Annotated in this window: 19 protein-coding genes; 16 read left to right on the top strand and 3 right to left on the bottom strand. The window is 64.3% G+C overall.

The window, feature by feature from the left end:
* Positions 1-52 precede the first annotated feature (52 nt).
* The 7 genes from FFY45_RS11160 (at position 53) to gnd (ending at position 7,418) form a co-directional block, all read left to right on the top strand.
* Complete coding sequence (locus FFY45_RS11160; RefSeq protein ID WP_176340485.1) at positions 53-1,456, top strand: nicotinate phosphoribosyltransferase; 1,404 nt, start codon at positions 53-55, stop codon at positions 1,454-1,456.
* A gap of 22 nt (positions 1,457-1,478) precedes the next feature.
* Positions 1,479-2,579, top strand: a complete 1,101-nt coding sequence (locus FFY45_RS11155) for a hypothetical protein (protein ID WP_176340484.1) — start codon at positions 1,479-1,481, stop codon at positions 2,577-2,579.
* Positions 2,572-3,636, top strand: coding sequence for a DNA methyltransferase (locus tag FFY45_RS11150; RefSeq protein WP_176340483.1), 1,065 nt, complete (start codon positions 2,572-2,574; stop codon positions 3,634-3,636). The genes FFY45_RS11155 and FFY45_RS11150 overlap by 8 nt, the downstream gene beginning before the upstream one ends.
* A gap of 74 nt (positions 3,637-3,710) precedes the next feature.
* Positions 3,711-4,523: a DUF2242 domain-containing protein gene (locus FFY45_RS11145; protein ID WP_176340482.1), complete on the top strand. Its 813-nt coding sequence runs from the start codon at positions 3,711-3,713 to the stop codon at positions 4,521-4,523.
* A gap of 124 nt (positions 4,524-4,647) precedes the next feature.
* Positions 4,648-5,028, top strand: a complete 381-nt coding sequence (locus FFY45_RS11140; RefSeq protein ID WP_115037735.1) for a glycine zipper 2TM domain-containing protein — start codon at positions 4,648-4,650, stop codon at positions 5,026-5,028.
* Between the two features lie 126 nt (positions 5,029-5,154).
* On the top strand, positions 5,155-6,456 hold the full coding sequence (locus FFY45_RS11135; RefSeq protein ID WP_176340481.1) for a hypothetical protein: 1,302 nt from the start codon (positions 5,155-5,157) through the stop codon (positions 6,454-6,456).
* Positions 6,457-6,476: 20 nt separating this feature from the next.
* On the top strand, positions 6,477-7,418 hold the full coding sequence (gene gnd, locus FFY45_RS11130; protein ID WP_176340480.1) for a phosphogluconate dehydrogenase (NAD(+)-dependent, decarboxylating): 942 nt from the start codon (positions 6,477-6,479) through the stop codon (positions 7,416-7,418).
* Between the two features lie 55 nt (positions 7,419-7,473).
* On the opposite strand, the gene FFY45_RS11125 is transcribed toward gnd, so the two are convergent.
* The gene (locus FFY45_RS11125) at positions 7,474-8,544 is read right to left on the bottom strand and encodes an oxidoreductase (RefSeq protein ID WP_176340479.1); all 1,071 of its coding nucleotides are present in this window, start codon (positions 8,542-8,544) and stop codon (positions 7,474-7,476) included.
* 150 nt (positions 8,545-8,694) lie between these two features.
* Here FFY45_RS11125 and FFY45_RS11120 point away from each other — a divergent pair, with 150 nt between their 5' ends.
* The 5 genes from FFY45_RS11120 (at position 8,695) to folK (ending at position 13,710) form a co-directional block, all read left to right on the top strand.
* Positions 8,695-9,066, top strand: a complete 372-nt coding sequence (locus tag FFY45_RS11120) for a BON domain-containing protein (RefSeq protein ID WP_176340478.1) — start codon at positions 8,695-8,697, stop codon at positions 9,064-9,066.
* 280 nt (positions 9,067-9,346) lie between these two features.
* Positions 9,347-11,158, top strand: a complete 1,812-nt coding sequence (locus FFY45_RS11115; protein ID WP_176340477.1) for a sensor histidine kinase — start codon at positions 9,347-9,349, stop codon at positions 11,156-11,158.
* Complete coding sequence (locus FFY45_RS11110) at positions 11,155-11,595, top strand: response regulator (RefSeq protein WP_006452631.1); 441 nt, start codon at positions 11,155-11,157, stop codon at positions 11,593-11,595. The genes FFY45_RS11115 and FFY45_RS11110 overlap by 4 nt, the downstream gene beginning before the upstream one ends.
* Positions 11,596-11,598: 3 nt before the next feature.
* Entirely contained in the window at positions 11,599-13,101 is a 1,503-nt protein-coding gene (locus tag FFY45_RS11105) for an ATP-binding response regulator (RefSeq protein ID WP_176340476.1), read from the top strand.
* 93 nt (positions 13,102-13,194) lie between these two features.
* On the top strand, positions 13,195-13,710 hold the full coding sequence (folK, locus tag FFY45_RS11100) for a 2-amino-4-hydroxy-6-hydroxymethyldihydropteridine diphosphokinase (RefSeq protein WP_176340475.1): 516 nt from the start codon (positions 13,195-13,197) through the stop codon (positions 13,708-13,710).
* A gap of 172 nt (positions 13,711-13,882) precedes the next feature.
* Here the strand turns inward: folK and FFY45_RS11095 are convergent, their stop codons facing one another.
* Positions 13,883-14,620: a pteridine reductase gene (locus tag FFY45_RS11095; protein ID WP_176340474.1), complete on the bottom strand. Its 738-nt coding sequence runs from the start codon at positions 14,618-14,620 to the stop codon at positions 13,883-13,885.
* On the opposite strand from FFY45_RS11095, the gene FFY45_RS11090 reads away from it, so the two are divergent.
* A complete protein-coding gene (locus FFY45_RS11090) occupies positions 14,619-15,872 on the top strand; it encodes a class I SAM-dependent methyltransferase (RefSeq protein WP_176340473.1) in 1,254 nt (417 codons plus the stop codon). The genes FFY45_RS11095 and FFY45_RS11090 overlap by 2 nt on opposite strands.
* Positions 15,860-16,273: a VanZ family protein gene (locus FFY45_RS11085; protein ID WP_176340472.1), complete on the top strand. Its 414-nt coding sequence runs from the start codon at positions 15,860-15,862 to the stop codon at positions 16,271-16,273. The genes FFY45_RS11090 and FFY45_RS11085 overlap by 13 nt, the downstream gene beginning before the upstream one ends.
* Before the next feature lie 239 nt (positions 16,274-16,512).
* Here FFY45_RS11085 and FFY45_RS11080 read toward each other — a convergent pair whose 3' ends face one another.
* Entirely contained in the window at positions 16,513-17,370 is an 858-nt protein-coding gene (locus FFY45_RS11080; RefSeq protein ID WP_176340471.1) for a 2OG-Fe(II) oxygenase, read from the bottom strand.
* A gap of 187 nt (positions 17,371-17,557) precedes the next feature.
* Between FFY45_RS11080 and FFY45_RS11075 the strand changes: the two genes are divergently transcribed.
* Positions 17,558-19,036, top strand: a complete 1,479-nt coding sequence (locus FFY45_RS11075) for a beta-helix domain-containing protein (protein WP_043889440.1) — start codon at positions 17,558-17,560, stop codon at positions 19,034-19,036.
* 78 nt (positions 19,037-19,114) lie between these two features.
* Positions 19,115-21,778 (top strand): TonB-dependent receptor domain-containing protein, encoded by a 2,664-nt coding sequence (locus FFY45_RS11070; RefSeq protein ID WP_176340470.1) that lies wholly within the window; start codon positions 19,115-19,117, stop codon positions 21,776-21,778.
* Positions 21,779-21,785: the final 7 nt, after the last annotated feature.

Genomic DNA, 21,785 nt, shown 5'->3' with positions numbered 1-21,785 from the left:
CTCCCGCCGGCGGATAGACCGCTGGTTCACTCGACGCGAAGGAGCTTCCGTCATGCATTACCTCGATAACCTGTTGCTCAACACCGACAGCTACAAGGCCAGCCACTGGCTGCAATACCCGCCCGGTACCGATGCGGCGTTTTTCTATGTGGAATCGCGCGGTGGCGTGTACGACCAGACCGTGTTCTTCGGCCTGCAGTCGATCCTGAAAGAAGCGATCAACCGGCCGGTGACGCACGCCGATATCGACGATGCGAAGGAACTATTGGCCGCGCATGGCGAGCCGTTCAACGAAGCTGGCTGGCGCGATATCGTCGACCGCCTTGGCGGGCAGCTGCCGATCCGCATCCGCGCCGTGCCCGAAGGCGCAGTGGTGCCCACGCACAACGTGTTGATGACCATCGAATCCACCGACGCCAAGGCATTCTGGGTGCCGTCGTATCTGGAAACGCTGCTACTGCGCGTGTGGTACCCGGTGACCGTGGCCACGGTGAGCTGGCAGGTGAAGCAGATCGTGCGCGATTACCTGGAGCGCACGAGCGACGACCCGGAAGGGCAGCTGCCCTTCAAGCTGCATGACTTTGGCGCGCGTGGCGTGTCCAGTCTTGGCTCGGCCGCCCTCGGTGGCGCGGCGCATCTGGTGAACTTTCTCGGCACCGATACCTTGTCGGCGTTGTTGCTGGCACGCGCGCATTACCACACGCCGGTGGCGGGGTTTTCGATTCCCGCCGCCGAGCACAGCACCATCACCAGCTGGGGCCGCGAGCGCGAGGTGGATGCGTATCGCAATATGCTGACCCAGTTCGCGCGCCCCGGCTCGCTGGTCGCAGTGGTGTCGGACAGCTACGACATCTACCGCGCCATTCGCGAGCATTGGGGCACCACCTTGCGCGAAGAGATCATCGCCTCCGGCGCGACGGTGGTGATCCGCCCCGATTCCGGCGACCCAGTGGACGTGGTCGAACAATGCCTGCTGCTGCTGGACGACGCCTTCGGCCATCAACTCAACGGCAAGGGCTACAAGGTGCTCAACCATGTGCGGGTGATCCAGGGCGATGGCATCAATCCGCAATCGCTGCACGCCATTCTCGAACGCATCACTGCCGTCGGGTATGCCGCCGACAACGTCGCCTTCGGCATGGGCGGTGCGTTGCTGCAGAAGGTGGACCGCGACACCCAGAAGTTCGCGCTGAAGTGCTCGGCGGTGCGTGTGGACGGGCAATGGATCGATGTCTACAAGGACCCGATCACCGACAAGGGCAAGCAGAGCAAGCGGGGGCGTCTGACCTTGCTGCGCGACCGCGGCGATGGCAGTTATCGCAGCGCCTTGCTCGACGAAGTGGCCGCCAGCGCCGACAGCGAAGATGCGCTGGTGACGGTGTGGGAAAACGGCGTCATGCAGCAGGAGTGGACCTTGGAGCAGGTGCGCGCGCGTGCCGACGCCGCGCGTCGCTGACGTTCGGCGCGCAGGCAGCGGCATGGACGCTTCCATCGACGAGGCTTCGTTGCTGTCTGCATCGCCACTGTTGGCCGGGCTGCGTGCTGCGGCGCCCAGCCTGCGGCGGCGCGTGCCGCAGCAGAGCGAGACAAGCCGATGGCATGCGCTGCGCATCGGCGAGCGCGCGTATCGGGTGGCGTTGCCGATCACCTTTACGCCGTATGCGTCGGTGCGGCCGTGTTCGGCGCGCTGCGGTTTCTGTTCGGAAAACCTGCGCCGGCACGGCGGCGGCCTGGCCGCAGCGATGTTGCGTCCGGGGCCGGACTATTTCGCACAGTTGAGCGCTGCGTTGCAGCTGCTGCACAAGGTGCCGTTGTCGTATTCCTTGTCCGGGTTGGAGATGACCGACGATGCGGATTGGTTGCAGGCCTTGCTGCACACCTTGTCAACAACGCCCAACGGCCCGCGTGTGGAGCAGCGTGTGCTGTACAGCAATGGTGCCGGGTTTGCGCGTGCGCAGGGTGCGCAGTTGATCGATGCCTTGGTGGACTTCGGCCTGTCGTGGATCGAGCTGTCGCGTCACCACCCGCTGCAGGCGGGCAACGACGCGATCATGCGCTTTCGCCCCGGCGAGCCGATTGCCGATACGGCCACTTTCGCGCATACGGCACGAGGCATTGCGGCGCGCGTGCCGGTGCGACTGGTCTGCATCGTGCAACGCGGTGGTGTGGACAGTGCCGATGCCGTGGCGCAGTACATCGCGTGGGCGCGCAGTTGCGGCGCCAGCCAGGTGATCTTTCGCGAGTTGTCGCGTCTGGACGATGCGTACCGCAGCAATGGCACTTGGCGCCATATCGAGCAGCATCGCATCGGCATGGAAACCTTGTTGGCGCAGTGCATGCAGCAGCCGTGGTGGTCGCGTTGGCAAGCGGACGGCATGACCGAGGGCTATTACTTCTGGAATCTGCGCATGCGCAGCGAAGACAGCCTGGAGGTGGTGTTCGAAAGCGCCGACTACGCGGCCATGCACGCGCGGCATGCCACCGGCGACCTCTACAAGCTGGTGTTCTTCGCCAACGGCCGTTTGTGCGCGGGCTGGGATCCGGATGCCGATCGGCTGTGGGACCCATCCGATGGATGAGCTCGATCAACACAGCTGGTGGACGCCGACGCCGGACGACCCCGCGTGGGCACTGCCCGATGACCTGTGCGCAACCGATCCGCTTGGCGGGCGCGACTGTGGATGGGTCAACCAGATGCGCCCCTTCGTGCGGCATTTCAGTACGCCGGGGGAGCAGGTGTTCGATCCGTTCTGCGGTTTCGGCAGCACGCTGCTGGCTGCGGCGCTGGAAGGGCGCAACGCGCATGGCTTGGAGATCGATCCCGCACGTGCGCACCTGGCGCGCACGCGCTTGCAACGGCATGGTGTGCACGCGCCGGTCGTGGTCGGCACGTTGGCCGACACCGCGCCCGCTGCGGCGATCGATCTGTGTCTGACCAACGTGCCGTATTTCGGTTGCCACTGGCGCGGTGAAGCACTGCCTGGGCAGCTGTATGCCAGTGCCGATTACGCGGGTTATCTGTCCGGCATGCGCGCGGTGTTGCATGCATTGCGAAAGCGGCTGCGGCCGGATGGCTTCGGCGTGGCGATGGTGGAAAACGTCGTTGTTGGTGGGCGGGTGATCCCGCAGGCGTGGGATCTGGTGCGGATCCTCGCCAGCCTGTTCACGCTGCGCGAGGAACGGGTGCTCTGCTACCAACGGCCGGGCGCTGCGCTGACGCATGCCGGCACGCAAAGCAACCGCAGTCACGAGTACGCGTTGATTTTTCAGCATTGCCGTCCGCGGCTGGACCTGCAGCAGGCGGCGCAGTTGCTGCAGGCGGTGCGGGCGCAAGGCCTGCCGGTGGTGGTGCACGGGAGCTACGCGCGTTGGTTGGAGTCGCCGGACTTGGTGCCCCAGGGTCCGGCCGATCTGGACCTGATCCTGCAAGCCGAGCAGCCACTGTGGGACCGCCTCACCGGTTGGCTGCAGGCGCAGGGATTCGCGTTGAGCCTGTGGGGCGAGCCGTGCCGGGTGCCGGTGGCGCTGGCTGCGGTCCGCGCGCACCACTATCTGCGCGCCGAGCGCATCGGCGCAGACGGCAGCTGCCTGCAGCTGGACCTGCAATTGCCGGCGGATGAACCGCCGTTGCCCTGATCCGGCAACGCCACGCCACGCGCACATGGGTTGCGGCTATGCTCGTTGCCGGTTTTGGATGCCGGAAATTTTCTATGTCTTGTTCTTCCCTGATCGCGCGCACTGCGCTGCTTGGCGCGCTGGCAACCCTGGCTGGCTGCGGTGGCAGCAAGGGCGACACGATGCTGATGCGCGAGTCGTTCAACTCCGACGATACCTATTCGCGCAGTGTGGCGGCCACCTCGATGCAGGCTTGCGAGGCCGCGCGGCGCGTGCTGTTGAGCCAGGGCTATGCGGTCACGCGCGCCGATGCCGCGGGCGTGGAAGGCAGCAAGAACTTCCAGCTCAAGGAAGCCGACCAGAGCGAGCAGCTCAATCTGCGCATTTCCTGCGCCACGCAGGAGGGCGGCAAGGCGCAGGTGTTCGTCAGCGCGCTGCAGGATCGTTATGCACTGAAGAAGAGCTCGACCTCGGCCAGCGTGGGTGTTGGCGTGCTCGGCTCGTTGTCGCTGCCGGTGGGCAGCACCGGCGATTCGCTGGTGCGTGTGTCCACCACCACGGTGCAGGACGCGGCTTTCTACAAGCGCTTTTTCGAGCGCTTGAACTCGTATCTGCCCAATGTGACCCAGGCCGTGCCTGCCGCTGCGAGTGCGGCCCCCGCGCCAGTTGCACCGCCACATCCGGCTGCGGCTACACCTGCGGCGGCGGCACCCGTGCCGACCGCAGCGGCTGCAACGCCCGCGACTGCAGTGCCGGCCGCTGCCGCAACGTCTGCTTCCACAACAGTCGAACAGCCGCCGGTTGCGCCGCTACCGGTCGAGGCCCAGGATCCGCCCCCTGCACCTGCACCTGCACCTGCATCCACGCCGATGAACGTGCCGCAGACCGAGCCCGCAACTCAGCCGTGACGTTAGAGTTCACGCTTCGCTCCGGAACCTGAATAGCCGGCTGCGCGCTTCACGTTGCGTTCTCGACCGAGCCGCGAGAGTGCAGCCATGACTCGCCGAGTGGGCGAGAACGACGGAGACCACGATGAAGATGCGCAATTCCCTGCTGGGTATTTCCTTGATCAGCCTGATGGCGACGAGCACCTTCGCGCAGGCCCAGACCCATTCGCGTCAGCACCGTTATACGGAAGCAGACGAAGGCCGCAAGTTCAATGACGGCACGCGCGTGCGCTGCCACAATGTCGAAGTGCAGAAGAATTCGACCGACCCCAATCGCGTCGGCGGCACCGTTGCAGGCGCAGTGGTCGGTGGTCTGCTGGGTAATCAGGTCGGTGGCGGTAACGGCAAGAAGCTGGCAACCGTGGCTGGTGCAGTCGCCGGCGGTGCTGCGGGCCGCACCATCCAGGGCAATCGTCAGCAAGCCAACGGCAACCGTCAGGTCGAGCGCGTCTGCGAACGCCGCTGAAGGTGATGTATTGATTTTCACGAGCCCCGGTCATGCCGGGGCTTTCTACGTTTGAGGGTGCAGCGCCGTGTTGTCGATTCACACCACATCGCAGCGATGAGTTTTTTTCGCACTTGCCGCAACGGAATGTTTGCTTTGGCCTTGTTGGCCGCGCAATTGCTGCAGGTCGCCGTCGCCGCGCCAAGTGAGGCAGCAAACGCTGCAGGGGTGGACTGCGTCGAAGCATTGCTGCGGCGCCTGGGCTGGTACATTCGCAGCGCTGCGGTCAGTGCGCCGGTGATCCAACGTGGAGAACCGTGTACGCGCGGCTCGCTCGCGCAGGCACGCGCCGCCGGCGACCTGCAGCTGACGCTTCCACTAAATTGGAACGCGCAACAGCGCGGCGCATCGCTCAAGGCCTTGCTGGACGATTCCGCCACGCAGTGCGCCTATGCGTTCGAAGTCGGCGCGGCCACGCGGCGTGCAACGACGCAGCTGCAAGACAACCCGCACTATCGGTTTTCGGCCGTGCAACTGGGCTGGATCGGCTTCGGCTGGCGTGGCGCGGCGGCGCAGGGCTGGAGCGGTTTTCGCAGTTTCGGGCGCGGCTATCAGCCGCGTGGCAGCAATGCGCAGGCGCTGGATGCGTTCTACAGCGGCCAGGTGCGTTCCGAATGTGGGGTGGGGCGTCAGGTGGCGCAGCTGGCCACGCAGCGCGAGCTGTACGGCGATGCCGGATTCGATCAGGTGTTTACGCCTGGCGAGTTGTCGATCGGTACCTTTTTGACCTTGCACGACACCGACAGCATCTTGCTGGGTGCGCATGCCGGCGAATTCTTTGCCGACGGCAAGGCCGTCAAGACGGCGCAACTGGGGCGCCAGGCGTTTGTCGGCGCGCCGGGATTCATCGCGCATGTGTTCGACAAGGCGTATCTGGACGATATCCATAACCAGGCCGAAAACTTCGTGGTGGTGGATGTCAGCGATGCGGCGGCGCAGGCGTTGGCGCAGCACGGCGGCTTTGCGCATTACGACGCGCTCAATCGACAGATCTGGGAACTGGCCAAGGACTTGCGCGGGCGGGGCAAGCGCCGCTTCGAGCGTTTGTTGTACGAGCGCGATGCGCAGCTGCGCGCCACGCTCGATGCGCAACAACACGCGCAGCTGCAAACGCTACAAGCGTTACTGGACGATCCGTTCTATCAGGGCTTTCTGGTCTACGTGCATCCCAAGGGCGTCAAGCCGATCGGCTATCACGTGGCGCGACTGCTCGACCGCAATCCGCGCACGCCGTATGCCATCGAGCTGACCTTGCACAATCTGCGCAGCACGTTGTACTGGCGCTGGATCGATTGGCAGCTGCAACAGTGCAGCGCCGGCACCGCTGCGGAACGATCCATTGAGAATTCCGCCACGCCAGCGTACGCCCGGCGTGGCACCCTGCACTGATCAGATCATGAGGAGCGATTATGGAACTGGGTATGGTGGGTTTGGGCCGCATGGGCGCCAACATGGCCGAGCGTCTGGTACACGGCAGGCATCGCGTGCACGGCTACGACCCGGGCGAGGGCGCGCGTAGCAGTGCGCAGGCCAAGGGCATTGTCACTGCCGATGCGCTGGCAGCGTTGGTGTCGGCACTGCCTAGCCCGCGGGTGCTGTGGTTGATGGTGCCGGCAGGCAAGATCGTCGATGACACCCTGGCGCAGCTGCTGCCGTTGTTGCAGGCCGGCGACATCGTCATCGATGGCGGCAATTCGTATTACAAGGATTCGCAACGCCGCGCCGCGCTGTTGCAGGCCAGCGGTGTTTCATTTGTCGATTGCGGCACCAGCGGCGGCGTCTGGGGTCTGCAGGAAGGCTATAGCCTGATGGTGGGCGGCGACGAGGCGGCAGTGACCACGCTGCATCCGGTGCTGGCCACGTTGGCGCCGGCAGCGGACAAGGGCTGGGGACGCGTTGGCCCGAGCGGTGCGGGCCACTTCACCAAGATGGTCCATAACGGGATCGAGTACGGAATGATGCAGGCCTATGCCGAAGGCTTTGCGCTGATGCAGCACAAGACCGATTTCGCACTGGATCTGCACCAGGTCGCCGAGATCTGGCGCGATGGCAGCGTGGTGCGTTCGTGGTTGCTGGATCTCACCGCCGATGCGCTGGCGCACAACCCGAGCATGGCGGGTATCGCCCCGTTCGTGGCCGATTCGGGCGAAGGCCGCTGGACGGTGGCCGAGGCAATCGATCTGGAAGTGTCAGCGCCGATCATCACGCTGTCGCTGATGGAGCGGTTGCGCTCGCGCGACAAGGATTCGTTCACCGACAAATTGCTGGCGGCGATGCGCAACCAGTTCGGTGGGCATGCGGTGATGACCACCACCGCAACACCGCCGACGATCGGCAGCAAGGACGCGTAACGCGTCAGCGAGTGAAGCAGTTTCTGCGCGCCTGCCTTGCGGGCGCGCAGTCGTTTCAGCGGTCGCCAGACGTGGCGCCGGCACCATCCAGCCACTGCACCTGTCCCGACGCGGCACTGCGTTGCGCCAGCTCCAGCAGCTCCATCAATTGCACGGCGTCTGCACCACTGACCGGTGCCGGGCCGGTACCGGCCAATGCATCGCGAAATGCGGCGTAGCAGTTGCGATAGTCGCCGGGCAGGGTGTCGGGTTGATGGGTGTGCACGCGGCCTTCTTCATCGACACGGGTGACGGTGCCGGGCAGCGGGTCGACACCCCAACCGGCGGTGCCCGGGCGACGCCCGGCGCGTAGTTGGTCTTCCTGCGTATCCAGCCCGTGCTTGAGATAACTGCCGCGGGTGCCGTGGACGGCAAAGCGCAGGCTGCTATCGGCCACCAACGAGCCGGCATGCAGAATCACGCGCAGGCGCGGGTAACGCAGGGTCACATGGAAATAATCGTCGCTGCGTGCCTGGCTGCGTTGGCGCTGCAGATCTGCGCTGATCGCTTGCGGGGTGCCGAACAATTGCAGTGCCTGATCGAGCAGATGCGGGCCCAGGTCGTACCACAGCCCGGCGCCGGGGATATCGCTCTCGCGCCAACGGTCGCGCACCTGCGGGCGGTAGCGGTCGAAGTGCGAATGGAATTCCACCACCTCGCCCAGCTGTCCTTCGTCGATCAGCCGGCGCACGGTGAGAAAGTCTGCGTCCCAGCGGCGGTTCTGAAACACGCTGACGATGCGCCCAGCCGCTGCGGCAGCATCCACCACCTCGCGCGCCTGTGCGGCATCCAGTGCGAAGGGTTTGTCGACCAGCACGTGCTTGCCGGCGGCCAGTGCCTGCAAGGCGAACGGCGCATGGGTCTGGTTGGGCGTGGCAAGCACCACCGCATCGAGCGCGGGGTCGGCCAACGCGGTTTCCAGATCGGCAAGCACGGCCACATCAGGGAAGTCGGGCTGCGCTTGTTGCGGCTTGGACGACACCACGCTGTGCAACTGCAAACCCGGCGTGCTGGCAATCAGCGGGGCATGAAAGGTGCGGCCGACATAGCCATAGCCGACGACGGCCAGATTGAACGGTTTAGGCATTGAAAACGGTTCATCGCAACGACTGGGGAAGCGTCCATGGTATTGCACACGCCCGTGTGCGCCAGGTTCACAACCTCTGCATCCGGCAGTCACACCTGCACGACGAACGCCACTGCAGACTGCGGCCACATTCACTGGAAGGGGTATCGGATGAAGAACATGACGCATGCACGCAAGTTGCTGGCTCTGTCGCTGTCGCTCGGCCTGACGCTGGGTGCCTCGCAGGCATTCGCGGCGCCGCAGGAACATGCCGATCACAAGGACCACGCTGCCAGCATGGACGAGTCCAAGAAGCCGGTGACCGACGCCTGGATCACCACCAAGGTGAAAGCCGATCTGCTGGCCACCGACAACGTGTCGGGTACCGACGTCAAGGTCGAGACCAAGAACGGCATCGTGACCTTGACCGGTTCGGTCGCGACCAAGGCCGAGCACGACAAGGCCGTGGCTGTGGCCAAGGGCATCGAAGGCGTCAAGAGCGTCAAGTCGGTGGGTCTGAAGGTTGTTGCTGCGAAGAAGTAATCGCAGCCACAGATGCCGGGCCGTCGCGACGAGGCGGTTGGCCTGAGCACGAAGGCGCACTCTACGGAGTGCGCCTTTTTTGTTGGTGTGTCGCAGGCCAGCCGACAGACGGCGGGCCGCTCTCGCCATTTTCACCTTTGCTGCACTTATGATATATGCCCATTCAGCTATGTCACGGATCGGCGTGACAAATCTGAATCATTAATCTCACCTTGGGTCTGGTCGGGGATAATACCGGCTCGCCTTCGGGTCCTTGCAGCGAGCGGATACAGATCGAGTAATGCAGACAACGGTCCAAGCAGACAGATGGGATCGCTGGCGCCTGCCTTTGCTGGCAGTTGCCGTGTTCCTGATTGTGGTGGTGCCCTCGTTGCTATTGCAGCAGATGGCGCACAACGCCAATCAGGCCGCGGTGTGGGTCTCGCATAGCCAGGACGTGCAGGAGACCGCGCAACGTCTGGAAGCGGCGATGCGCGACACCGAATCGGCGGCGCTGATGCGCTCGCATGGTGTGGTGCGCCCTGCCTTGCTGGAGCGCATGCGGCGTGGCCGGCGTGAAGCGCTGGCGGCGGTACATCAGCTCATCGTGCTGACCAAGGACAACCCGGCTCAGCAAGTACGGATGGGGCGCATCCAGAGCACGATCGAGCGCCGCTTGCTGCTGGCCGAGCGTATCGCGGTGACCACCGATCCGGCGCAGATCCGTGCGTTGATCGACGACATGACCTTGAGCAACCCGATCCGGCTGTTGATCGACGAGTTGCAAAGCGCCGAAAGCAAGTTGCTGGAACTGCGCAGTACGCGCGCCACCAAAGAACGCACGCATTACGCGGTGTTGAGCTGGGCGACGCTGGCCGTGCAGTTGCTGCTGTTGGGCACGGTGATCTGGTTGCTGCAGCGGCAGATCCGTCGCCGCCTGGCGGCCGAGCAGGAATATCTGCGTGCCAATGGCCGCGCCAGTTCGGTGCTGCAGACCGTGCGCGAGCCGATCGTGCTGCTGGATGACAAACAGCGCATCATGCTGCACAACCCGGCCTTCGCCGAGTTGTATGGCCTGGAAGAGCGCGGTAACGAATCGATGTCGCTGGAGGACGTGGGCGAGGGCGTGTGGCGCGATGCGCAGATTCATCAGCGACTTGCCGACGTGCTGCTGCGCGACCGCGAGTTGTGGGATTACGAACATGAGCAGCGCGGCGCCGATGGCGTGCTGCGCACCATGTTGATCAACGCGCGACGCATGCCGTTGCCCGATACCAACGACGAAGACGTGGTACTGATGACGGTGAGCGACATCAGCCTGCAGAAAGCCTCGCAACAGCGCATCCAGGAACTCAACCGGCAGATGGAAGGCAAGGTCGATCAGGTGTCCGAGGTCAACCGCGAGCTGGAAGCCTTCAGCTATTCGGTCTCGCACGATCTGCGCGCACCGTTGCGGCATGTGGCCGGTTTTTCGGACAAGCTGGCGCGTCACCTGGGCGATGCGGCGGACGAAAAATCGCGTCACTACATGGAAGTGATCAGCAGCTCGGCGCGGCGCATGGCGTCGCTGATCGACGATCTGCTGGTGTATTCGCGCCTGGGCCGCAGTGCGCTGCGTCTGCAGGCGGTGGACATGCAATCGCTGGTGTCGGAGACGCGCGCGATCCTGGATTCCAGCGTGCAGAGCGAAAACACCGGCCACCGTGTGGAATGGCACATCGCCCCGCTGCCGGTGCTGGTGGCCGACGAAAACATGATGCGCCAGCTGTGGATGAACTTGCTGGGTAATGCGGTCAAATACAGCGCCAAGCGCGAGGTCGCCAAGATCGAAGTCGGCTACCGGCCGCTGCCGGACGGCGGCCATCAATTCAGTGTGCGCGACAACGGTGCCGGCTTCGATATGGAGTACAGCGCAAAGTTGTTCGGTGTGTTCCAGCGTCTGCACAAGGCCAGCGAATACGCCGGTACCGGCATTGGCCTGGCCAGCGTCAGGCGCGTGTTGACGCGCCACGGCGGCCGGGTCTGGGCCGAGGGTGTCGTCGACGAAGGCGCCACGTTCCATTTTGTGCTTCCCCCTGCGCATGAAGCGCCCAACCAAGAGTTCAATGCATGAGTGCCATCCGTACCATTCTTCTGGCAGAAGACAGCCCGGCCGATGCAGAAATGGCGGTCGACGCCCTGCGTGAAGCCCGCCTGGCCAACCCCATCGTGCACGTCGAAGACGGTGTGGAAACCATGGACTACCTGCTGCGTCGTGGCGCGTTCGCCGATCGCGAGGAAGGCTTGCCGGCGGTGTTGCTGCTGGACATCAAGATGCCGCGGCTGGATGGCCTGGAAGTGCTCAAGCAGGTGCGCGGCGACGAGACGCTCAAGCGCTTGCCGATCGTGATCCTGTCGTCCTCGCGCGAAGAGAGCGACCTTGCCCGCAGCTGGGACCTGGGCGTGAATGCCTATGTGGTCAAGCCGGTGGATGTCGATCAGTTCTTCAATGCAGTCAAGACGCTCGGCACGTTCTGGGCAGTCATCAATCAGGCACCGGAGCTGGACTGAACCATGCTGCAAGAGGGTGGCAAACTGGAGCAGCTGAAGATCCTTCTGGTGGAAGATTCACCGGAAGATGCCGAGCTGTTGTCCGATCAGCTGCTGGATGCCGGCATCGACGCGGCGTTCGAGCGCGTGGACAGCGAACGCTCGCTGCGCAGCGCGCTGGATGAATTCCAGCCGGACATCGTGCTGTCGGATCTGAGCATGCCCGGGTTTTCCGGCCATCAGGCATTGCGTCTGGTGCGCCAGAACGGCGCCACGCCCTTCATCTTCGTCTCCGGCACCATGGGCGAGGAGACGGCGGTCAAGGCGCTGCAGGACGGCGCCAACGACTACATCATCAAGCACAACCCGACCCGCTTGCCGAGTGCGGTGATCCGCGCGATCCGCGAAGCGCGTGCCGACCTGGAACGTCAGCGCGTGGAGAGCGAGCTGATGCGCGCGCAGCGGCTGGAAAGCCTGGCGATGCTGGCGGCCGGCTTGAGTCACGACTTGCGCAATATCCTGCAGCCGTTGTTGATCGTGCCCGACCTGCTGGCCGGGCGCACCGACGACCCGCAGCTGCGTCAGTTGGCCAAGGTGGTGGCCGAGTGCGGCCGGCGCGGGCATGAGATGGCCGAGTCGATGCTGTCGTTCGTGCGCGGCTCCAACAAGCCGCGCGAGCAGGTGTCCGTCGCCAGTCTGTTCCAGGGCGTGCAGATGCTGCTCAGAAGCAGCCTGCCCGATGGCGTGCTCCTGCAGATGGAGACGATCGCCCTGGATCTGACCATCGAGGCCAATTACACCGAACTGCAGCAATGCCTGCTCAACCTGGGCTTGAACGCGATCCAGGCGATGCCGGGTGGCGGCACATTGATTCTGTCGGCCGATCGCCATGACGATGCGCGCGTGCGCATGAGCGTGGCCGACACCGGCGTGGGCATGAGCGATGAAACCCGCGCACGCCTGTTCAGCCCCTTCTTCACCACCAAGGCCGACGGCACCGGGCTGGGGCTGATTTCGTGCAAGCGCATCATCGAAAGCTACGGCGGCAGCATCCTGGTCGACAGCCGGCTGGGCGAGGGCACGCGTTTCGACATGCTGGTGCCGATGCGCTCGAACGCGGTGGCGGTTGCCGACACCGAGCCGCCGCTGCCGCTGGGCCAGGGGCAACGCATCCTGCTGGTGGACGGCGAAGCCACGCGCCTGTCGCTGCTGGGCAATGCACTGTCCAGCCAGGGCTATCAGCCGCAGCTGGCCACCGATGGCGCGGCCGCGCTGCAACTGGTGCAGCCACACGCCATGCCCGACCTGGTGATCATCGACAGCGACATCATTCTGCTCTCAGCCGTCAGCGTGCTATTGAGCATGCAGGAGCTGGGCTATCAGGGCCCGGCGATCGTGCTGGAAGATGTCGGCGCGCCGCTGCAGCGGATGCACTTTCCGGCGGATATCCCGGTGCATGTGCTGCGCAAGCCGCTGGAAATGCGCCGGGTGTTCCGTGCCGTGTCGCACGCGCTCGAAATGGCCTGATCCAGGGGTTTTCGCGCGTTGCGGGCGTGCTTGTTCAAGTGCAATGCGATTGCAACAGTTGACGCCCACGCCGGCCGCATGCGCGAATAACGCATGACCACCGTGCTTCTCAGCCTCGGCAGCAATGTCCAGCCGACCCACTACCTGCGCTTGGCCGTCGACGCCTTGCGCGCACGCTTTGGCCAGCTCGACGTGTCGCCTGCGTACCGCACGCCGGCGGTGGGCTTCGATGGGCCGGACTTCGTCAACAACGCGGTGGTGCTGGACACCGATCTGGATCTGCACGCGCTCGATCATTGGCTGCATGCGCTGGAAGACGCGCACGGCCGCGACCGCAGCGGCCCGCGTTTCAGCGACCGCACGCTGGATGTGGATGTGGTGTTCTTCGGTGATTGCATCATCGAAGGCCCCGGGCATCTGCGTATTCCGCGGCCGGAGCTCAAGCATGCGTTCGTGTTGAAGCCGTTGGCCGATATCGCGCCCGGCTTTGTCGACCCGTTGAGTGGGCAGACGTTGGCGGCGCTATGGCAGGCGCATCCGCAACACGGCACCGCGTTTACGACGGTGGAGCTGGATGCGGCCCCCGTCGCGGCGGCTGTGGCGCAGTAGCGCAGCGCTGCAGTACCGGCAGGGCGTGACTGACAACGCGTGCGGATCGTCGTAGGCAGGCGTGGAAGGAGCCGCCCGGAACCGTCATGGCCGAGTCTGCAGGCAGCGCGTCATCCGCAGCGCACATGGAGCGAGGGTGCGCGGCAGCGCGCCTGGCCGCCTGGACAGTTGCTCAACTGAGCTGGCGGCCACCGTCCACATGCAAGGTATGGCCAGTGACGAAGCTGGCTTCATCGAGCAACCAGCGCACTGCCTCGGCGATCTCTTCGGGCGTGCCGATGCGTGCCAGCGGCGTGCGCGCGAGCAGGGCCTGCTTGGCGTCGGAAGACTTGCCTTCTTCCGGCCACAGAATCGCGCCGGGGGCGACCGCATTGACGCGCACCTGCGGTGCCAGTTCCAGTGCGAGCGAGCGGGTCAGCATTTCCAGCGCGCTCTTGGACGCGCCGTACAGCGGGTGATTGCGCATCGGCTGCTGGGCATGCAGGTCGGTGAGGTTGACGATGGCGCCGCTGTGCTGGCGCAGCTGTGCGGCCGCAGCCTGGGCGATGAAGAACGGCGCGCGCGCGTTGACTGCAAACAACTCGTCCCATTGCGCTGCGGTCGCTTCGCCCAGCTTGGTGGGATAGAACGCCGAGGCGTTGTTGACCACGCCATCCAGGCGGCCGAACGCGGCGATGCAGTCGGCGACCAGTTGCGCCGGTGCCTCCGGCAAGCGCAGATCGGCGTGCAAGGCCAGCGCGCTGCCTGCGCGTTGCGCGCACAACGCGGCTACGCGCGCACTGAGCGCCTCACCGGAGCGGTGCGCATGCAAGGCCACGCGGTAGCCGGCCGCATGCAGGGTGGTGGCGATCTGCGCGCCGATACGGCGGCCTGCGCCGGTGATCAAGACCACCTTGGAACTGTCTGTCATGGCGTACTCGCTGGGCGTTGCAAAGGGCTCGGCTATCCTGTGCATTGTCCCCGCAACTGGTGCCCGCATGCACGCCGACCTTCCCACTCCCGATTCGGACGCCTTGGCGCACAGCGGCCGCCTGGCTGCGCATGTGCGCGCCGAAATCGCCGCTGCCGGTGGTGCGATCCCGTTCTCGCGTTTCATGGAGCTGGCGCTGTATGCGCCGGGTCTTGGCTATTACAGCGCCGGCTCCAGCAAATTTGGCGAGGCAGGCGATTTCGTCACCGCGCCCGAGCTTGGGCCGTTGTTCGCAGCGACCGTGTCCGGTGCGTTGGCGCCGGTGTTGCAGCAACTTGGCCCAAGTGCCCGCGTGCTCGAAGTAGGCGGTGGCAGCGGCGCATTTGCCGAAGTCACGCTCAAGCGCCTGCTCGAGCTCGATGCGCTGCCCGAGCGTTACGCGATTCTGGAGCCCAGTGCAGACTTGCGCGAACGTCAGCGCGAGCGGTTGGGGCGCACGCTGATACCGCCGGTGTTCGATCTGGTCGAGTGGCTGGATGCACCGTTTCCGGACGATTGGGACGGGGTGCTGTTCGCCAACGAAGTGATCGACGCATTGCCCACGCCGCGCTTCGCGCTGCGCGATGGCGAGGTGTATGAGGAAACCGTGGTGCTGGATGCGCAGCAGCAGTTTGCACGTGGCGAGCAGCCGGCCGATGCGTTGCTGGGTGCAGCGGTGCGTCATCTGGAGCGCTACTTGCAGCAGCCGTTTGCCGATGGGTATCGCTCGGAGTTGTTGCCGCAGTTGCCGTACTGGATTCAGGCGGTGGCCGGTGGTCTGAAGCGCGGGGCGATGTTGTTTGTCGACTACGGTTACCCGCGTGGCGAGTTCTATCGTGCACAACGCGAAGACGGCACCTTGCGTGCGTTCTATCGTCATCGCATGCATGAGGATCTGTATCGCTGGCCGGGTCTGCAGGATCTGACCGCGTCGGTAGACTTCACCGCATTGGCCGAGGCCGGCACCGGTGCCGGTTTCGAGTTGGCCGGTTACTGCACGCAATCGAGCTTTCTGTTGGGCAATGGATTAGATGCGCTACTGGCGCAGGCCGATACGCGCACCGATGAGGTGGGGCGCATGCGCTTGCGCGAGCAGATCAAACGCTTGACCTTGCCCAGCGAAATGGGCGAGCGATTCCAGGTGATGGGCTTTGCGCGCGATGTCGATTTTGCGCCGGCATTTCTGGCGGGCGATCTCACATGGCGGCTGTAACGTCTGCGCTGCGTCCGTTTTATCGGCCGTGGTTGTGGGTGGGTTTGTGGGTCGCGGCAATTTTCGTGGTGATTGCGGTGTGCCTGGGGCCACCGCCAGAGTTTCCGGAGCTACCCTCCAACAGCGACAAGGCCGAGCACTTTTTGACGTTCGCGTTGTTGTGTTGGGGTGCGGTGCAATTGTTCGCCACACGTCGGGCGTTGTTGTTTGCGGCGTTCGGGTTGGTGTTGCTGGGGATCGGTATCGAAATTGCGCAAGGTGCGTTGACGACCAATCGCAGTGCTGATCCCTACGATGCGCTGGCCGATACCTTGGGCATCCTTGCCGGGTTGTGTCTTGCGTGGACGCGGCTGCGATTGGTGATGTTGCGGGTGGATCAGCGGGTGTTTGGGTCGCGCTGATTTTTCTGTGTGGTTAGCAGGCGTAGAGCGTAGGGCTGCCAGTTCGTTGCAGGGCCCTTGCCCGCTCACCATCGCGGGACACGCCGCAAGTACGTCCGTGTAGGCTCTTACGCGGCATCCATGCCGCGTAAGGTCCCGCGCTGGTGAGCGGGCAAGGACCGGTCGAGATAGTCGGTGTGCATGTTTTCAAGCAACCAGCAAACTGTCTGGTGCGGTGAGGGCACCGCGCGCTAGACTGACTAGGGCAAACGCACCGCGCGTTCGCGCAGCCACTTGGTTGCGACCCACTTTTCGCCGGCCAGTACCGGTGCGCCGGCATGCAGGCTACGCGTCATTGGATGCGGGCGGTCGTAGCTGAAAAACACGGCGTTGCCTTTGACGGCAGCCACGTCCAGATGTGCATCGGGAAAGCGCGTGGCGCCGCCGCGTTCGGGCGTGTTGAGATACATCACCAGCGATGCGAGGCGTTGACCGCCGGCCTGCAACAACACCGGCGTGCCGGCGGCGGTTGGGTCGAAATAGTCGTAGTGCGGCTGATATTCCGCGCCGGTGGCGTAGCGCAGGACCTGCAATCCTTCGCCGTGGTCTACCGGCCAATCGAGCAGGCGTGCGATGCGCGCTTCGATGCGTTGGCATAACGCGTCCTGGCCCAGTTGCAGACACATGCTGTCACTCGTGCGCGCGGCGTGCACGATCTGCGCGCCGTTGTCGTTATCCACTGTGCGCGAACGTGCCAGGCGTGGTTGTGCCAGTGCGATCAAGGCATCGCATTCGGCATCGGACAAAAAACCACCCAGCACCACCACGCGCGGCAGCAGCAGGCTGACCAGTACACGCACTTGGCGGTCGCCCAGATCCAGCAGCGAGGCATCGTTGTCCTGCAACAGCGCAGGCACGCGCACCGGTAGCGGCAGGCTGTGTGTCACTGCATGTTGCTGGATGTGCTCACGCAGCAATGCTTCTACCGCGTCGATGGCGTCCTGCTCGTTCCAGCCCTGATCCAGTAGCGGTTGTAGCGCTTGCTCGGGCGGCTGGCCGGCCATTGCCTGCGCAATGATCCAGTCGCCCAGGGCGGCGGGAATAGTGGTCGATGTCATCGCCCTACAGTGCATGCCAACGTGTGGCAGCTTTATGTCAAATGTGTCGCGGTAAGACAAATGCAACACATAGCCCCTATAAAAGTGACGGGGATCTTGAACGTGCTCGCCACTGCAGTGCGCGGAACGCCACCAATTCTTGACGACTCCTCTTCATACCGGACCTTTTGACCTGGAGATCAGCCGCATGGCCGTTCGCAACAGCAGCAAGACATTACTGATGACGTTTGGTACCGCACTGGCGCTGTCCGCCTGCGGTGGTGGTGCCGACCGCGTCGCTTCGCCTGGCGAGGGCGCGTTTCCGCCCGCACCGACACCCGCTCCTGCACCGACCCCGGCGCCCACGCCGGCACCGACGCCTGCACCGGCACCGACCGGCCCGGCCGCGGATTGCCCGACTGGTTTTTCCAACGTCGGCACCATCGCCAACAACACGCTGCGTGCCTGCCAGTTGCCGGACACCATTACCGGCAATCTGGTGGTGCCGGCACGTGCAGGCACTGCGTATTCGATCAGTGGCCGCGTCAACGTGGGGACCGACCGCGGCGGCAATGCCATTGCACCGGCCGCCGGCAGCGCGCAGGGCATTTTGACGATCGAGCCGGGCACAACCCTGTACGGCTCGTCGGGTAGCGACTACATCGTGGTCAATCGCGGCTCGCAGATCTTTGCCGAAGGCAGCGCGACCGCACCGATCGTGTTCACCGCGCGTCAGGCGCTGGACGGCACCGTCACGGCCAATACCATCGGCCTGTGGGGCGGCATTGTGGTGTTGGGCCGTGCGGCCATCAACAACTGCCCGGGCACCACCGTGTCAGGTACGCCGGAATGTCAGGCGCAGGTGGAAGGCACCAACGCGTTTTATGGCGGCAACAGCGTCACCGACAACAGCGGCTCCATGCGCTATCTGCGCGTGATGTATTCGGGCTTCGAAATTTCGCCCAACAACGAGCTGCAGGGCATCACCCTGGCCGGTGTGGGTAACGGCACGCGTCTGGATTACGTGCAGATCCACAACAGCTCCGACGACGGCATCGAATGGTTCGGTGGGTCGGTCAACGGCAGCCACGTGGTGATCACCGGTGCCGACGACGATTCGCTGGATACCGATGCCGGTTGGAACGGCGCCTTGCAGTTCGGCATCGTGGTGCAGCGCGCCGGTGGCGGCGACCGCATGAACGAGTGGAGCAGCCTGCGTCGCCAGCCGTATTCGCGTCCGAAGGTGGCCAACTTCACCTACGTGGGCAATGCGCGCGCCGGTGCGGCGATCATGCTCAACCAGGGCACACAGGCCGCGTTCTACAACTCGGTGTTTACGCGTCCGGCGGGTGGCACCGGCGATGGCCTGGTGTGCTTCAACCTGGCCGATGCCGATACCCTGGGCACGTTCAACTCGGTGTTCTTCGCCTGCCCGACCGCCTTCGGTAGCGATGCGCGTGCGGCCACCCAGTTTGCGGCCGGTACCAACAACGTTGCCAACGGTGTGTCCACGTTGCAGAACACCTTCGTCAATGGCGCCAACGAAACTGCCGTGCCGGCGTTCCAGGGCTTGAACGGGGTGAGCAGCTTCTTCCAGCAGGTGAACTACATCGGTGGCGTGCGTGATGCCAACGACACCTGGTGGCAGGGCTGGACCTGCGGTCTGACCGCCGATCGTCCCTGCTGAGGCACAGCGTCACGTGGCGGCCCGATGGTCGCCGCGTGATGCGTCCAGCTTCATCTTTCAGTTGCCAGGGCTCCCACGATGCGAACCTCCGCTGTCGCCCGTCTTTCGCGGACGGGCCTGTCTCTTTCCATTTCCACCTTGTTGTTTTCCGGCGCTGCGCTGGCGCAGTCGACCACCACCGATGCCGATTCCAGCAGCGGCACCAGCAGCACTACCAGCACCACCACCAGTGCGCCCAAGCAACTCGACCAGGTCGTGGTGCGTGGCGAGTACATTCCCGAACCGATGCTGCAGACTTCCGAGGTGGCGTCCTTCATCACCCGCGAGGACATGGAGCGCACCGGCGACAACAGCGCAGCGGTGGCGCTGACGCGTGTCACCGGCCTGAGCCTGTCGCGCGGCAAGTATGTGTATGTGCGCGGCCTGGGCGAGCGCTATTCCTCGGCGTTGTTCAATGGCTCGCCCTTGCCCAGCCCCGAGCCGATGCAGCGCGTGGTGCCGCTGGATCTGTTTCCCAGCGATGTGCTGGCCAGCGTGACCGTGCAAAAAACCTATTCGGCCGATTATCCGGGCGAATTCGGCGGCGGCGTGATCGATCTGCAATCGATGACGGTGCCGGACAAACCGTTTCTCTCGCTCACCGTGGGCGGCGGCGTCAACAGCGTCAGCACCGGCGAAAAAGGCCTGACCTACTACGGCTCCGGCGATGACGAGTGGGGCTATGACGATGGCACGCGCAAGCAGCCTGCCGCGTTGCGCGATGCGATCCAGAGCGGCCGGCGCGTCGACCTGGGCAGCTTCTCGCGCGAGGACATCCGCAGCATCGGCCGCAGCTTGAACAATGCCAACCTGTATGTGCTGCAGGAAAAGGACAGCATCGCCCCGGACGTCAATGTCGGCGGCAGCGCCGGCTACAGCATGGACGTGGGCGAAGCCAAGCTGGGCATCATTGCAGTGGCCAGTTACGACAACGAATGGCGCACGCGCACCGGCAAGCAGCAGGACGGCATCTTTGTCGGCGACACGGTCGAGTTCAATTCCAACTACGACTTCGCCACCACCCGCAACAACGTGCGCACCAACGGCATGCTGGGCCTGGGTTGGGAATACGGCCGCCACACCATCGGCTGGACCACCCTGTATGTGCACGACGCCTTGAAGGTGGCGCGTAGCCGTGCCGGCCGCGATGAGCTGGCCGGGTTCGATGTGCGCGACGACAACACCGAGTGGTACGAGCGCCAGCTGATCAACAACCAGTTGCGCGGTACGCATGCGTTTGGGCAATACGATGACCTGAAGATCGAATGGCGCGCAGCGGTGGCCAACGCCAGCCGCGATGTGCCGTACGAAACCGGCATTCGTTACGAGTTGCTGGATGGCTACTGGGCGCACGATGCCTCGCGCGTGCAGAACTACACCCGCTTCAGCAAGGTCGACGACAAGGTGGCCAGCGGTGGTGTGGATGTGACCTGGCGCCTGCCGATTGAGCACGACCTCACCGTCAAGGGTGGTCTGGCCTATCTGGACAACGACCGCACGGCGTGGAGCCGCGAATTCCGCTTCCTGGCGCTGGACGGCCCGCTGCCGTTCTACAACCAGTTCCAGCGTGTGGATTACCTGATCTCCGATTTCAACCTCAGCAACGATCTGCTGCGCCTGCGCGAAACCACCGGCAGCTTCGGTGCGGCCGCGTACGATGCGACCTTGAAGGTCAAGGCCGCATATTTGCAGGCCGAAGGCGAGATCGTACCGACCCTGCGCGCCACCGTCGGTGTGCGTTATGAGGACGCCACACAGGCGGTGCATCCGTACGACATCTTCAGCGGCACGCGCCAGGACAGCGTGGCACCGTTGGAAAACAGCTATGCGCTGCCATCGGCCACGGTGACCTGGAATTTTGCCGAAAACCAGCAGCTGCGCTTTGGTGCCTCCAAGACCATCGCACGGCCGCAGTTCCGCGAAATGGCACCGCAGCAGTATCTGGATCCGGATATCGACCGCCAGTTCTTCGGCAACCCGTTCCTGGTCGATAGCGAGCTGGTCAATCTGGATGCGCGCTACGAGTGGTTCTTCGAGCCGGGCCAGTACGTCACCGTTGGCGCGTTCTACAAGAGCATCGACAAGCCGATCGAAGCCATCGTCAACGATGCACCCGGTGGCGGCATCGTGCAGAGCTTCATCAATGCGCCCAAAGCCACTTTGTACGGCATTGAGCTGGAAGCCAAGAAGTATCTGGACCTGCCGATCGCGGGTGACTGGTGGGGCGACAACCGGGTGTTCGTGTCCGGCAACTACACGCGCACCAAGTCGGAGGTGAGTGCCAGCGATGGCGACACCGTGCAGCCGTTCGGCTTCACTGCGCCGGTGCAGGCGACCTTGTTCATCCGCGATGGCTCGGCCTTGCAGGGGCAGTCCGACGACATCGCCAACCTGCAGATCGGTGTGGAAAGCGAAAGCACCCACAGCCAGGCCACGTTGATCGCCAACTATGTCGGCGAGCGGGTGTCGGCGCGTGGCCGCCCGGGGCAGCCGGATTACATCGACAAGCCGGGCACCTCGCTGGATCTGGTGATCAAGAAGGGTCTGGTGTGGTCGGGCAATACGCTGTCGCTGAACTTTGCGGCACGCAACCTGCTCAAGACCAAGTATCAGGAATACCAGAGCCTGGGCAGCAACCGGGTGGACCTGTACGAGTACCAGCCTGGCGTGACGTATGACCTGAGTGTGACAGCGCGCTTCTGATCCAACG

This window comes from Xanthomonas hortorum, assembly GCF_011305375.1.
GTDB lineage: Bacteria > Pseudomonadota > Gammaproteobacteria > Xanthomonadales > Xanthomonadaceae > Xanthomonas > Xanthomonas hortorum_E.
The sequence above is the reverse complement of the archived record's forward strand: the minus strand, read 5'-3'. Positions and strand labels throughout refer to the sequence as shown.

What these genes read in the sequence shown, in the direction of transcription:
- FFY45_RS11160 (WP_176340485.1), top strand. Translation starts at nt 53, where the DNA reads ATGCATTACCTCGATAACCTGTTGCTCAACACCGACAGCTACAAGGCC.
- FFY45_RS11155 (WP_176340484.1), top strand. Translation starts at nt 1,479, where the DNA reads ATGGACGCTTCCATCGACGAGGCTTCGTTGCTGTCTGCATCGCCACTG.
- FFY45_RS11150 (WP_176340483.1), top strand. Translation starts at nt 2,572, where the DNA reads ATGGATGAGCTCGATCAACACAGCTGGTGGACGCCGACGCCGGACGAC.
- FFY45_RS11145 (WP_176340482.1), top strand. Translation starts at nt 3,711, where the DNA reads ATGTCTTGTTCTTCCCTGATCGCGCGCACTGCGCTGCTTGGCGCGCTG.
- FFY45_RS11140 (WP_115037735.1), top strand. Translation starts at nt 4,648, where the DNA reads ATGAAGATGCGCAATTCCCTGCTGGGTATTTCCTTGATCAGCCTGATG.
- FFY45_RS11135 (WP_176340481.1), top strand. Translation starts at nt 5,155, where the DNA reads ATGTTTGCTTTGGCCTTGTTGGCCGCGCAATTGCTGCAGGTCGCCGTC.
- gnd (WP_176340480.1), top strand. Translation starts at nt 6,477, where the DNA reads ATGGAACTGGGTATGGTGGGTTTGGGCCGCATGGGCGCCAACATGGCC.
- FFY45_RS11125 (WP_176340479.1), bottom strand. Translation starts at nt 8,544, where the DNA reads ATGCCTAAACCGTTCAATCTGGCCGTCGTCGGCTATGGCTATGTCGGC.
- FFY45_RS11120 (WP_176340478.1), top strand. Translation starts at nt 8,695, where the DNA reads ATGAAGAACATGACGCATGCACGCAAGTTGCTGGCTCTGTCGCTGTCG.
- FFY45_RS11115 (WP_176340477.1), top strand. Translation starts at nt 9,347, where the DNA reads ATGCAGACAACGGTCCAAGCAGACAGATGGGATCGCTGGCGCCTGCCT.
- FFY45_RS11110 (WP_006452631.1), top strand. Translation starts at nt 11,155, where the DNA reads ATGAGTGCCATCCGTACCATTCTTCTGGCAGAAGACAGCCCGGCCGAT.
- FFY45_RS11105 (WP_176340476.1), top strand. Translation starts at nt 11,599, where the DNA reads ATGCTGCAAGAGGGTGGCAAACTGGAGCAGCTGAAGATCCTTCTGGTG.
- folK (WP_176340475.1), top strand. Translation starts at nt 13,195, where the DNA reads ATGACCACCGTGCTTCTCAGCCTCGGCAGCAATGTCCAGCCGACCCAC.
- FFY45_RS11090 (WP_176340473.1), top strand. Translation starts at nt 14,619, where the DNA reads ATGGCGTACTCGCTGGGCGTTGCAAAGGGCTCGGCTATCCTGTGCATT.
- FFY45_RS11095 (WP_176340474.1), bottom strand. Translation starts at nt 14,620, where the DNA reads ATGACAGACAGTTCCAAGGTGGTCTTGATCACCGGCGCAGGCCGCCGT.
- FFY45_RS11085 (WP_176340472.1), top strand. Translation starts at nt 15,860, where the DNA reads ATGGCGGCTGTAACGTCTGCGCTGCGTCCGTTTTATCGGCCGTGGTTG.
- FFY45_RS11080 (WP_176340471.1), bottom strand. Translation starts at nt 17,370, where the DNA reads ATGACATCGACCACTATTCCCGCCGCCCTGGGCGACTGGATCATTGCG.
- FFY45_RS11075 (WP_043889440.1), top strand. Translation starts at nt 17,558, where the DNA reads ATGGCCGTTCGCAACAGCAGCAAGACATTACTGATGACGTTTGGTACC.
- FFY45_RS11070 (WP_176340470.1), top strand. Translation starts at nt 19,115, where the DNA reads ATGCGAACCTCCGCTGTCGCCCGTCTTTCGCGGACGGGCCTGTCTCTT.